Raw genomic sequence first — 11,623 nt, 5'->3', positions numbered from 1 at the left:
CATGACTGATTTTATCGCCCCGCAATGGCGCGCCTTGCTGGCTGAAAATGCATTGGACAGCGTGGATGCGGCCTGGACGCGCGAAGTGGCCTGGGTCGAAGCGCCGAATGATGGTCGAGGTGGATTGAGCGGCGTCGGGCGAGTTAGCTTGCCATCATCGCAAGGCGATACGAAGGGTGCGTTTCTCAAACGGCAGCAGAACCATACCCGGCCATCCTGGAAACACCCTTGGCGCGGTGAGGCGACTTTCAAGCGCGAGTTCGACATGGTGCAACATTTACAGGCGCATGGCGTACCCACGCTGGAACCCATGCTGTTTGGCGAACGTCATGTGGCAAACGAAGTGCGAGCGGTACTGATGACCGTGGCGCTGGATGGCTATCAGCCGCTGGACGCCTTGGTGGCCAGTGAGGAATTCAACCGTATGTCGCCCGCCGAGAAACGCCAGTTGCTGGCCGCCACGGCGCATACGGTGCGACAGATGCACCTTGCCGGTGTGCAGCATCGCTCCCTGTATGCCAAGCATCTGTTTGCCGCCAGGCAGGGCGAAGGCTACCGGGTGGTGGTGATTGACCTGGAGAAATCACGTTTTAGCTGGTTGCCGGTGTTGCGTACATTGCATGATCTGGTGACCTTGAATTATCGAACCCCGGGCTGGAGTCGCACGCAGCGGCTGTATTTTTTCAAGCAGTATTACGCTATCAATTCGCTCAATGGCTGGCAGCGGGCATTATGCCAATTGATAGCACGCCGCTCGCGCGCCCGGCTTAAGCCCAGGGCAAAATAAACCAGCTGTAACAAGCCCAGAGGTAAACAGCGTGGCGGGCCGCTTGATGTCGGCGTAAAGCGCTGATGACAATTGGATTAATAAGGTATGGCATTCAAATGAATACTGAGAGTAAACCCGTATCCGGGGATGAGCGTCTGACGGATTTCAGCATTGCGCTGGTCAATTACAAGACGCACGAGGTGACCTCGCTTTGTCTGGACCTGCTGAAAAAAGCCCTGGGCGATAGTGTCGTGCCAGTGTGGGTAGTGGATAACAATTCTGCCGATGAAAGCACGGAATACCTGAAGTCCCTGGACTGGATCAATCTGATCGAGCGCAAGGCGGAGGCGCCGGAAAAAGGTTTCATGGCACATGGCCGGGCGCTGGACCTGATCCTTGAGCGGGTGCAAACCCCTTATCTGTTGCTGATGCATACTGATACGCTGATCTATGACGTGGATATTCTGCGGCAGATGCTGGCGCATATGCGCACGGGTGACAGGGTGGCCGCGGTAGGCTGTCTGGAGCAAGTGCGCCGCACTCGCCTGGAAACCGCCTGGCGCATCTTTATACGCGCTACCAAGTATTACTATCGCCGCGCCAAGGTGGCGCTGGGCCTGGATACCCGCGAACCACGGCTGTTTTATGAAATCTACCTCAAGAGTTTCTGCACCTTGTGGAACGTCGACATCATTCGCCAGCAGGCATTGAGTTTTGCCATGACGGAGCGCATCCCCGGTTACGAAATGCAGGACAGATTGAAGGCGGCGGGTTACCGCTTCGTCGCCATTCCGCCGCAGCATATGTTCGAATATCTGGATCACGTGGAAGCCGGCACGGTGTCGCTGGTCAATGGCCTGGGCAAGGATCATAAACGCGTAAAAAACTACCAGCGCATCATGGCGCGGGTGAAGGCCAAGTAGTGGGGATGATGGTTTAATGGAGACCAGCGCAGCATGAGCATGGCAATGAATGTCACGCTGGCAATTAATACAGAGCTGTTGCTGGCGGATGGCAGCAGTTTGCGTATCGGCCAGCATCTGCGGGTATTGCCCGGGCGTCGACTGGTGTGCTTTGGCGAATGGCAGGGCAAGCAAGTGTTGGCCAAGGTATTCATGGGCAAGCGGGCAGCCTATTACGCCGCGCGTGACGCCAGTGGTGTAAAGCGCCTGCTGGAAGCCCATCTCCCAACACCACCCTTGCTCGCGCAGACAAGCAGCCAGGCGGGCGATATGCAGGTCTTGCTGTATGAGGCACTGACGGGGGCCGAAAATGCCGAGCAGGCCCTGCAGGCTGCCGATGCATCGGGACGCAGTGCCATCACTCGCCAGTTGGTCGAAGCCGTTGCCGCCCAGCATGAAGCGGGGCTGGTGCAGACCGATATGTATCCCAAGAATTTCCTGATTGAAAACGGTACTCTTAAACACGGTACTCTTGAAAACGCGACAGTCCATGCGATCGACGGCGATGGTATTCGCCCATTGGGCCGTTTTTTTTCGTCATGGCGCGCCTGGCATAATCTGGCGGTATTGCTCGCCAAGCTTGACCCGGAAGTGCTGGATCGCGACTTGCCTGCACTGGTGCAGCGCTACCGTGAAGTCAGGCAGTTGGGCGCGGGATCGGTCTCGCCTTTGCTGCGCCGACTGATCGATGCTTGCCGCTGGTATGCCAGTTATCAATATGCTGACAAGAAAGTCTTGCGCACCTGTTCTGACGTCATCGTGCACAAGACTTCCGCGCTGTTTACCGCGCTCAACAGGCAACCGCCGATGAGCCTGCTGGCCGTGCCATCGCCTGTCGAACTGGACGGTTGGATCAGCAAGGTGGCAAGTGCGGAAGCCCTGAAGCGGGGTAACACCAGCACTGTAGTCAGGCATGATCTTGATAACGTGCCGCTGGTGATTAAAAGGTACAATATCAAGAATTTCTGGCATGGCATTGACCGTGCCTGGCGCCAAAGTCGGGCGGCAGTATCCTGGCGCAATGGCTTCCGGTTGCAACGCTATGGCATTGGCACTCCTAAGCCACTTGCCTTGCTGGAAGAGCGCTGGGGGCCTTTTCGCCGCCGTGCATATCTGCTGGCAGAGTATCTGGATGCGCCGGATGTCAGTGCCTATTTTGAGCAGCCGAATCTCAGTGATGATGACTACCTGCAGGCATGCCGCCAGATTGCCCGGATGTTTTATCAGCTGAAATTGCTTAAAATCTCGCATGGCGATTGCAAGGCAAGTAATCTTAAAATGGTGAATACCATGCCATGCCTGATTGATCTGGACAGTATGCAGGAGCATGTGTCCTGCTACCGATTTGCGCGATACCACGCGCGGGATTTACGCCGCTTTGTGCGAAACTGGCCGCCGCAATCCCGGGTTTACCGGATGCTGGCGCATGCCTTTGCCGACATTTATCGTGACGCCGCTTTTCTGAAAAAAGCTGGCATCTCCATCAACTAAGCGAACCAACATGATTATTTTAGGATTATCCGGTGCTCTCGGGCACGACTCTTCAGCGGCCATTATGGTGGACGGCAAGATCATTGCCGCTGCCGAAGAAGAACGTTTCATACGCGACAAGCACGCCAAAAACAAATTGCCGCTGGAAGCCGCACGCTACTGTCTGAAAGAGGCGGGTGTCCGGCCTGATCAGGTGGATGTGGTGGCCTTTCCCTACGGCGAAATTCCGCTTAGCTCGGCAGCGCGCTGGCATTATGCCAAGCGCCACTGGTATGCGCCTGATCGTGCGCTGGATGCGCTGTTCAACGGCAATCGCCGCTACCGCCGCAACCGCGACAAGGCCATGCAGCTGATGCGCGATCTCGGCATCAATAAAGCCGAGTTTGTGCCGGTGGAGCACCATCTGGCACACGCCAGCAGTGCCTATCACCTGAGTGGTTTCAAGGAAAAAACCGCGATTGTCGGGATTGATGGCAAGGGCGAGTATGCGACGACCTTCTTTGGTTACGGTGAAAACGGCAAGATCCACAAGATCAAGGAATTCTACGACCCGGATTCGCTGGGCGGCATGTATGGCGCGATTACCGAATACCTGGGTTTTGAGATGCTGGATGGCGAATTCAAGGTCATGGGCATGGCGCCGTATGGCGATCCGACGAAATATGATCTCTCGCGGTTGGTGGAATTTGATGGCGATGATCTCAAGGTCAACACCAAGCTGGTGAATGTGGTGGGTTTGCGCCGCTACAAGGAAAAAGGCAAGGGCTATTACTTTACGCCCGAGCTGGTGGAGTGGCTGGGCCCCAAGCGCGAGGGCGATGAGATCGACGACCCCTACATCCACTACGCTGCTTCTGTGCAGGCCTTGCTGGAAGACATTGCCTTGAAGATGATCGATCACTATGTGGGCGACATCATCCGTGAAACTGGCCGTATCTGCATGGCCGGAGGCGTGGCGCTCAACGTCAAGCTTAACCAGCGCATCATCGCGATGCCGGGCGTCAAAGAGTTGTTTGTGCAGCCAGCGTCTGGTGATGCCGGCACGGCGCTGGGGGCGGCCAGTTTTGTGGCGGCCGAGCGCGGTGAGCCGGTGCAGGCCATGCAGCATGCTTATCTTGGCCCATCCTTCACCACTGAAGAGTGCATCGCGGCTTGCGAAGTGCATCCGGCCAAGCCTACGTTTTACCGTATTGAAAATGCGGCGCAAAAGGGCGCCGAACTGCTCGCCGCCGGCAATCCATTGGCGTGGTTCCAGGGCCGCATGGAGTTTGGTCCGCGTGCGCTGGGTTGCCGCAGTATCCTGGGTGACCCCAGTCACCCCGGCGTTGCAGATCGCATCAATGCCCAGATCAAATATCGCGAACGCTGGCGTCCATTCTGCCCCAGCATGCTGGATCGCGTGGCAGTCGATCTGCTGCAGACCGAGCACCCTGCGCCTTACATGACCTTCACCTTTGACGTGGCGGATCACTGGAAGCCACGTATTCCCGAGGTGGTGCATGAAGATGGCACCGCACGGGCTCAGGTCGTCACCAGAGAAACCAATCCACGTTATTACGCGCTGATTGAGGAGCTGGAACGTCTGCGTGGCGTGCCGGTGGTATTGAATACCTCACTTAACCGCCGTGGCGAGCCCATGATCTGCAGTCCTGCCGATGCGCTGAACATGTTTTATGGCTGCGATTTGCAGTACCTGATCATGGAAGATGTACTCGTCGTCAAGGAAGCAGCAAGCTCCTGATTTTTCGTTAAGTCCTGTGCGATTATCCCTTGATTTATGGCGGGTTTTGCATGCCCTTTCATTTGACGGGGGCATGCGCTTTGAGGATAATCCAAGGCTGATCCCACTTTATAAATAGCGCCCAACATCTAATGAAACAAATACTCAACGAGGTTACGGAACGCATTCGCGAACGCAGTGCGCCCACCCGTCAGGCATATCTTCAACGTATCGATCATATTATTCAGCGTCCGCGTGGCGCAGATCGTCTGGGCTGTGCCAATGTGGCACACGCGTTTGCGGCTCTGCCCAACAACGACAAATTCCGTGTGGTAGCCGAGAAGGCACCGCACATCGGCGTGATCACGGCCTACAACGACATGTTGTCGGCGCATCAGCCTTACGAAACCTATCCCGATATCATCCGGGATGAAGCGCGCAAGCATGGCGCCACCGTGCAAGTGGCGGGTGGTGTACCGGCCATGTGCGATGGCATTACCCAGGGCGAGCCCGGCATGGAATTGTCACTGTTTTCGCGTGACACCATTGCCATGGCAACCGCCATCGGCCTGTCCCATGATGTGTTCGATGCAGCCCTGCTGCTCGGCGTCTGTGACAAGATTGTTCCAGGTCTGCTGATCGGTGCCCTGCATTTTGGCCATCTGCCATGCGTTTTCGTGCCTGCCGGCCCGATGAGCACCGGCATTGATAACACCTCCAAATCCAAGGTGCGCGAGAAATACGCGCAGGGTCTGGTTGGGCGTGAAGAACTGCTGGCGTCCGAGTCTGCGGCTTACCACGGTGCCGGTACCTGTACCTTCTATGGCACAGCGAATAGTAACCAGATGCTGCTTGAAGCCATGGGCCTGCATGTCCCTGGCGCGGCGTTCGTGCATCCACATGAAGGCATGCGTGAATCGCTGACCCGTGAAGCGGTGAAAACCGTGCTCTCGATTACGCAGAACCAGCGCTTTACCCCGATTGGCCGTCTGGTCGATGAACGTGTGATTGTGAATGCGATTGTGGCCTTGCTGGCCACTGGCGGCAGTACCAACCACGTCATTCACTGGGTGGCGGTTGCCCGTGCTGCCGGCATCATCATTGACTGGTCCGACTTCTCCAAGTTGTCGCAATCCACACCATTGCTGGCCCGTGTTTATCCTAACGGTTCGGCTGACGTGAATGAATTCCAGAATGCTGGCGGCCCCAGCTTCGTGATTCGTGAGCTGGTCGAAGGCGGCTACATGCATGACGACGTTTCGTCTGTTGTGCTCGGTGGTTTGCGCGACTTCTGCAAGAAGCCTGAACTGGCCGAAGATGGCCTGATCTGGGTCGATCTGCCAGCCGAAAGCGTAGATGAAAGCATTGTACGTACCACCAGCAAGCCATTCAGCGCTTCGGGCGGTTTGCGTTTGCTGACCGGCAATCTTGGTCGTTCAGTGATCAAGACTTCTTCTGTGCCTGAGGATCGTCAAGTGATTGAAGCGCCTGCCATCGTCTTCAACGGCCAGGAAGAACTGCTGGCGGCGTTTGAGCGTGGCGAGCTGGAAAAAGACTTTGTGGCCGTGGTGCGATTCCAGGGGCCGCGTGCCAATGGTATGCCTGAGCTGCACAAGCTGACGCCGCCATTGTCTGTCTTGCAAGCCAAGGGCTTCAAGGTGGCGATTGTGACCGACGGCCGCATGAGTGGTGCTTCAGGCAAGGTGCCTGCGGCCATCCACTTGAGCCCGGAAGCCCTGGCCGGTGGTCCTATCGGCAAGGTGCGTACCGGCGACATGATTCGCCTCAACTCCATCGTCGGTACATTGAATGCGCTGGTGGATGAAGATGAATGGCAATCGCGTACCCAGGCGGTGATGACCGAAGCGCACAAGCACAACAACGGCCATGGCATTGGTCGCGAACTCTTCGGTGGCATGCGCAAGAATGTGCACAGTGCCGAAGAAGGTGCGGTTACCTGGATTTGATCTGAACACTGATCCGTGTTCTTGAAGGATGCGGATCAGTCACCGGTTTGGCGAGCCTGCACTCTGGCCGCAACTCTTTTCTTGATATCAATGTGGATGTGAAATGAACACTTTAGACTTAGCTAATCACGGCCCGGTCATTCCGGTTATCGTCATCAACAAGGTGGAAGATGCCGTGCCCATGGCAGAAGCCTTGCTCGAAGGCGGTATCAAGGTGCTGGAAGTCACCTTGCGTACGCCCGTAGCGCTGCAGGCGATGGAAGCGATTGCCAAGGCTGTGCCGGATGCCATCGTCGGTGCCGGTACCGTGCGCAGCATCAAGGATGCACAAGCCTGCAAGGATGTCGGTTGCCAGTTCGCGGTGAGCCCAGGCTACACCAGTCAGCTGGGTCTGGCTGCGCGCGAAATCGGTTTGCCACTGTTGCCTGGCGTTTCTACCGGCAGTGAAATCATGCAAGCCAATGCCGATGATTACTACTTCCTCAAGCTGTTCCCAGCCGTTGCCGTTGGCGGCATCAACCTGCTCAAGGGGTTTTCTGGCCCATTCGGCGATGTGAAGTTTTGCCCAACCGGCGGTGTTACCGTTGAAAGCGCCCCTCAGTTCCTGGCGCTGCCCAATGTGGTCGTCTGCGGCGGTACATGGCTGACTCCAGCGGATGCTGTTGCTTCCAAGAACTGGGCCCACATTACCAAACTGGCCCGCGAAGCCAGCGCCATTAAAGCAGCATAATGCAGTCGCGGCCCTGATCGGGGCCGCCTGCTAAATAGGATGTTGTCGCGGCTGATTGACTATCCCTGGTTGTTAGCCGTGATGCCAATCCGGTCAGGCTCAACATGAATATAGCGCGATATCAAAGCCTGGTCTTTGATTGTGACGGTGTCATCCTCAATTCCAATTTCCTGAAAATTGAGGCCTATTTCGCGACCGCCAAAAACTTTGGCGCCAATGATCAGCAAGCGCAAGCGCTGGTCGACTACCATATAAAACTCGGCGGTATCTCCCGCTTTGTCAAATTCGAATACTTCCTCGCTGATATTCTTCAGCGGCCTTCCAGTCGCCAGGATGTGGACTTTCTACTGACCGACTTTGGTCGCGAAGTCCGTAAACGTCTCTCCACCTGCGAAATTGCGCCCGGTTTGGCCGCCTTGCGCGAGCAAACTGCCGACAGTAACTGGCTGGTGATTTCGGGCGGCGATCAGGAGGAGTTGCGGGCCATTTTTGCCGAGCGCGGTTTGCTGGACTTGTTCGATGGCGGCATTTTCGGCAGCCCGGATAACAAGGACCAGATCCTCGCGCGCGAACTGGCGACGGGCAATATTCGCCAGCCTGCCTTGTTCATGGGCGATAGTCGCTATGACCATGAATCCTCCACCCGTGCCGGGCTGGACTTCGTTTTTATGCATGCCTGGACCGATTTTCCCGAGTGGCAAACCTATACGCGTGAACACGGCGTCACAGTGCGGGCGCGGCTTAATGATTTGATGGCTGCATCACATGAGTAAATTGCTGTTCAATTGGCGACGCAGCGAGGCCTTGTCGGCAGACAAGTTCAAGCAAATGTGCGAGCAAGCCAGGGTGCTGGAACAGGATGAGCGTGGCATCAAGGTTTTACAACTTGCCGATGGCAATATCTTCAAGCTGTTCCGCGTTCGTCGACTCCTCAGTCTCGCGCATATTTACTCTTACGCGCGGCACTTTTGTCGTAATGCAGATGGACTGGCTGCGTTGGGTATTCCTACCGTCAGCATCATCAAGCTGATGCATTTTGTGGACGGCAGTGATACTGCGGTTCTTTACCAACCCTTGTCAGGGAAAACATTGCGACAGTTGAGCCAAGCCGGGGAGCTAGGCGAGGGGCTGATGCGTGATTTTGGCGAATTTGTCGCACGTTTGCATGCCATGGGGGTGTATTTCCGATCATTGCATTTCGGCAATGTCGTATTAACCCCGGAAGGAACGCTGGGGCTGATTGATATCGCCGATCTCAAACTCTATGGGCGAGGGTTGTCAACCTGGCACCGTGGACGCAATTTCCGTCATCTACAGCGTCTGAAGGACGACTGGAAGATCGTGCTTCCCCAGCATGTGAAAGCGTTTGCCGAAGCATACTTCGAGATGAGCGGTTTAACGCCTGATGCTGTGGCTGCCCTAAGACCGAAATTAAAGTACCTTCCCTAGAGCGTCTATGCCTGTTGATCTTGTTAACTTAATCCGGTGAGATTGAGGCCGATTGAAGAAATCACGCGGCCAGGGGAAATCATCTTCAGACAATTCAAATGTCCGAGCGGACATTCCCGCTTGAAGCAGGGGCTGCATTCCAAGCCGAGGTACTCGATGATGGCCTTGCTGCTCATGGGCGGGGTGTGGTGTGGGTCGGAGGAGCCATAGACAGCGATCAATTTCTTGTCCAGGGCGGCGGCGACATGCATCAGGCCGGAGTCATTGCTGACGACGGCGGTGCATAAAGCCATCAGGTCTATGGCTTCGCCAAGTTGGGTTTTTCCGCCCAGATCCAGGCAAGCCATATTGCTCAGGCGGTTGATCTCGTGCGTGACGGGAATATCTTTACCCGAGCCGAACAACCAGACCTGCCAGCCTTGGGCAATCGCAGCGCGTGCGACTTCCGCATAATATTCTACAGGCCAGCGCTTGGCTTCGCCGTATTCGGCGCCAGGGCACAGTGCCAATACAGGCACTTGCGGCAGTGCATGGCCCAGCCTGACAAGCGCAGCCTTGGCTTGCTCCGGATTGGCTTGCAGGCTGGGGTTGCGGATGGCGATGGGCCGCTGAGGTTCGATGTTGCGCGGCTGGCTCAAGGCGACAAAACGGTCCACCGTGCGTGGCAGTTGCTTCTTGTCCAGCGGCCGTATGTCATTGAGCAGGCCATAGCGCTGTTCACCAAGAAACCCGGTACGCTGCGGAATGCCGGCTGCAAGAGGCAGAATGGCGGATTTCAACGAGTTGGTGAGCATGATGCTCTGGGTGTAATGCGCCTTGCGTAGCGCGCGGCCGAAGCGTATGCGCTCAAGCAGCGCGAGTTGCCCATGCTTGAAGGGCAGGGCAATGCCCTGGTTGACTTCGGGCATGCGCTCCAGCAAGGGGAGTGTCCAGCTCGGGGCGGCGACGTCGATGATGACATCAGGGTCCTGCTGGCGCAGGGCTTTGAACAGGCTTTGCGCCAGCACCATGTCGCCCACCCAGGAGGGGCCCATTACCAGGATTTTATTCACTGCCATGACCAAGCCTAACTGGCGATTTTTTCCAGGATTCCACTGGTGCTGCGACCGGGGACGACCGGGATGAGCGCGATCTCGCCACCCCAGGATTTGACTTCGGCGCCGCCCACTACCTGGTCCTCACGGTAATCACTGCCTTTGACGATCACATCGGGGCGTATGGCCTTGATGAGTTCAAGCGGGGTGTCGTCGTCAAACAGGATCACGGCGTCGATGGCTTCCAGCGCGGCCAATACACGTGCCCGGTCCATCTCGTGGATAACGGGGCGGGTAGGGCCTTTGAGCGCGCTCACGGAGCGATCGGTGTTCAATCCCAGAATCAGGCGGGTGCCGCGCTTGCTGGCGGCCTCCAGATAAGTCACATGCCCTGCGTGCAGTAGGTCAAAGCAACCATTGGTGAAGACGATTTTTTCACCAGCCTGGCGCCAGGCCGCTACTCTTGCCAGCAATGTTTCCATGTTGCACACCTTGTCGGCCTGACTGGCGGTTTCAGCGCTCAATAAAGTGTTCAGCAGCTCTTCACGCGAAATGGGCACGGTGCCGACCTTACCGACCACGATGCCCGCCGCGATATTTGCCAGTTGCAATGCCTGGTGCGGTGGCAATCCGTGCATCATGCCTGCCGCCAGCGTTGCGATAACGGTATCGCCCGCGCCAGAGACATCGAATACCTGTTTGGCGGTGGCGGGGATATGGCTGGTGGCGTCCGCCTCTATCATGCTGATGCCTTCTTCCCCGCGGGTAACCGCGAGGAAATCCAGCGCCAGCGTGTTGCGTAATTCTGCGGCGGCTTGCAGCAATGCCACATTGTCCTGCCCGCTGACATTGCAGGCCTCGGCGGTTTCGCGCTTGTTCGGGGTCAATGCCGTGGCGCCGCGATATTTGCTGTAATCGCGTCCCTTGGGGTCTACCAGCAAAGGGATACCGTGCTCTTTGGCGTGCTTGATGACGTGCTGCGCCAATTCGGCACCCAGCACGCCCTTGGCATAATCGGACAGAATGATCATGGCGGGCTGCTCTGCCAGCAGATCATCGACATGGTGTTGCAGCTGTTGCTTTTCATCGGTACTGAAGGCGGCGCTGCTTTCCTGATCCAGACGCATCATTTGCTGTATGCCACCCAGTACCCGCGTCTTGGTGATGGTCGGGCGCTCGCCGCTGTGCATCACGCCTGTCGTGCCAATCTTGGCCGTCTGCATCAGTTTCAGCAGGGTTTGCGCTTCCACGTCATGTCCCACCACACCACAGATGCGCGTCGGAATGCCGAGCAGGGCGAGGTTGGCGGCAACATTGGCCGCACCGCCTGCGCGTTCGTTGCGCTCTTTAAGCAATACCACCGGCACGGGGGCTTCAGGCGAGATGCGCTGTACTTCGCCTATCAGGTAGCGATCCAGCATGAGATCGCCAATGACAAGCGCCCAGCCGTCGCCTTGACCGAAGCGCTCTTTGACGGTGCTGATCAGTAAGTTCGACATTG

10 protein-coding genes are annotated in these 11,623 nt (G+C 56.9%); 8 read left to right on the top strand and 2 right to left on the bottom strand.

Annotated features, from left to right (window positions below):
• The first annotated feature begins 1 nt into the window (after position 1).
• From LG203_RS06975 to LG203_RS06940, 8 genes are all read left to right on the top strand, one after another.
• Entirely contained in the window at positions 2-787 is a 786-nt protein-coding gene (locus tag LG203_RS06975; RefSeq protein ID WP_230345118.1) for a lipopolysaccharide kinase InaA family protein, read from the top strand.
• A 98-nt stretch (positions 788-885) separates the two neighbouring features.
• Positions 886-1,692 carry a glycosyltransferase gene (locus LG203_RS06970; RefSeq protein WP_230345117.1) on the top strand — a complete coding sequence of 269 codons (807 nt, stop codon included), beginning with the start codon at positions 886-888 and terminating at the stop codon, positions 1,690-1,692.
• Positions 1,693-1,725: 33 nt separating this feature from the next.
• The gene (locus tag LG203_RS06965) at positions 1,726-3,222 is read left to right on the top strand and encodes a lipopolysaccharide kinase InaA family protein (RefSeq protein ID WP_230345116.1); all 1,497 of its coding nucleotides are present in this window, start codon (positions 1,726-1,728) and stop codon (positions 3,220-3,222) included.
• Between the two features lie 10 nt (positions 3,223-3,232).
• Entirely contained in the window at positions 3,233-4,963 is a 1,731-nt protein-coding gene (locus LG203_RS06960) for a carbamoyltransferase family protein (protein ID WP_230345115.1), read from the top strand.
• Positions 4,964-5,094: 131 nt separating this feature from the next.
• Positions 5,095-6,909 (top strand): phosphogluconate dehydratase, encoded by a 1,815-nt coding sequence (edd, locus tag LG203_RS06955; RefSeq protein ID WP_230345114.1) that lies wholly within the window; start codon positions 5,095-5,097, stop codon positions 6,907-6,909.
• Between the two features lie 103 nt (positions 6,910-7,012).
• Positions 7,013-7,639 carry a bifunctional 4-hydroxy-2-oxoglutarate aldolase/2-dehydro-3-deoxy-phosphogluconate aldolase gene (eda, locus tag LG203_RS06950; RefSeq protein WP_013442685.1) on the top strand — a complete coding sequence of 209 codons (627 nt, stop codon included), beginning with the start codon at positions 7,013-7,015 and terminating at the stop codon, positions 7,637-7,639.
• A 104-nt stretch (positions 7,640-7,743) separates the two neighbouring features.
• A complete protein-coding gene (locus tag LG203_RS06945; protein WP_230345113.1) occupies positions 7,744-8,412 on the top strand; it encodes an HAD family hydrolase in 669 nt (222 codons plus the stop codon).
• The gene (locus tag LG203_RS06940; RefSeq protein ID WP_230345112.1) at positions 8,405-9,088 is read left to right on the top strand and encodes a BUD32 family EKC/KEOPS complex subunit; all 684 of its coding nucleotides are present in this window, start codon (positions 8,405-8,407) and stop codon (positions 9,086-9,088) included. Before LG203_RS06945 ends, LG203_RS06940 begins: the two co-directional genes overlap by 8 nt.
• Before the next feature lie 23 nt (positions 9,089-9,111).
• Here the strand turns inward: LG203_RS06940 and waaF are convergent, their stop codons facing one another.
• Entirely contained in the window at positions 9,112-10,146 is a 1,035-nt protein-coding gene (gene waaF / locus LG203_RS06935; protein WP_230345111.1) for a lipopolysaccharide heptosyltransferase II, read from the bottom strand.
• An 8-nt stretch (positions 10,147-10,154) separates the two neighbouring features.
• Positions 10,155-11,621, bottom strand: coding sequence for a D-glycero-beta-D-manno-heptose-7-phosphate kinase (gene rfaE1 / locus LG203_RS06930; RefSeq protein WP_230345110.1), 1,467 nt, complete (start codon positions 11,619-11,621; stop codon positions 10,155-10,157).
• Between the last annotated feature and the right edge of the window lie 2 nt (positions 11,622-11,623).

The organism is Methylovorus mays (genome assembly GCF_020531915.1).
Taxonomy (GTDB): domain Bacteria; phylum Pseudomonadota; class Gammaproteobacteria; order Burkholderiales; family Methylophilaceae; genus Methylovorus; species Methylovorus mays.
The sequence above is the reverse complement of the archived record's forward strand: the minus strand, read 5'-3'. Positions and strand labels throughout refer to the sequence as shown.

Excerpts from the sequence above, each read along its gene's own strand:
- LG203_RS06940 (WP_230345112.1), top strand. The coding sequence starts at position 8,405 with ATGAGTAAATTGCTGTTCAATTGGCGACGCAGCGAGGCCTTGTCGGCA.
- LG203_RS06960 (WP_230345115.1), top strand. The coding sequence starts at position 3,233 with ATGATTATTTTAGGATTATCCGGTGCTCTCGGGCACGACTCTTCAGCG.
- LG203_RS06945 (WP_230345113.1), top strand. The coding sequence starts at position 7,744 with ATGAATATAGCGCGATATCAAAGCCTGGTCTTTGATTGTGACGGTGTC.
- LG203_RS06975 (WP_230345118.1), top strand. The coding sequence starts at position 2 with ATGACTGATTTTATCGCCCCGCAATGGCGCGCCTTGCTGGCTGAAAAT.
- edd (WP_230345114.1), top strand. The coding sequence starts at position 5,095 with ATGAAACAAATACTCAACGAGGTTACGGAACGCATTCGCGAACGCAGT.
- LG203_RS06970 (WP_230345117.1), top strand. The coding sequence starts at position 886 with ATGAATACTGAGAGTAAACCCGTATCCGGGGATGAGCGTCTGACGGAT.
- LG203_RS06965 (WP_230345116.1), top strand. The coding sequence starts at position 1,726 with ATGAGCATGGCAATGAATGTCACGCTGGCAATTAATACAGAGCTGTTG.
- waaF (WP_230345111.1), bottom strand. The coding sequence starts at position 10,146 with ATGGCAGTGAATAAAATCCTGGTAATGGGCCCCTCCTGGGTGGGCGAC.
- eda (WP_013442685.1), top strand. The coding sequence starts at position 7,013 with ATGAACACTTTAGACTTAGCTAATCACGGCCCGGTCATTCCGGTTATC.
- rfaE1 (WP_230345110.1), bottom strand. The coding sequence starts at position 11,621 with ATGTCGAACTTACTGATCAGCACCGTCAAAGAGCGCTTCGGTCAAGGC.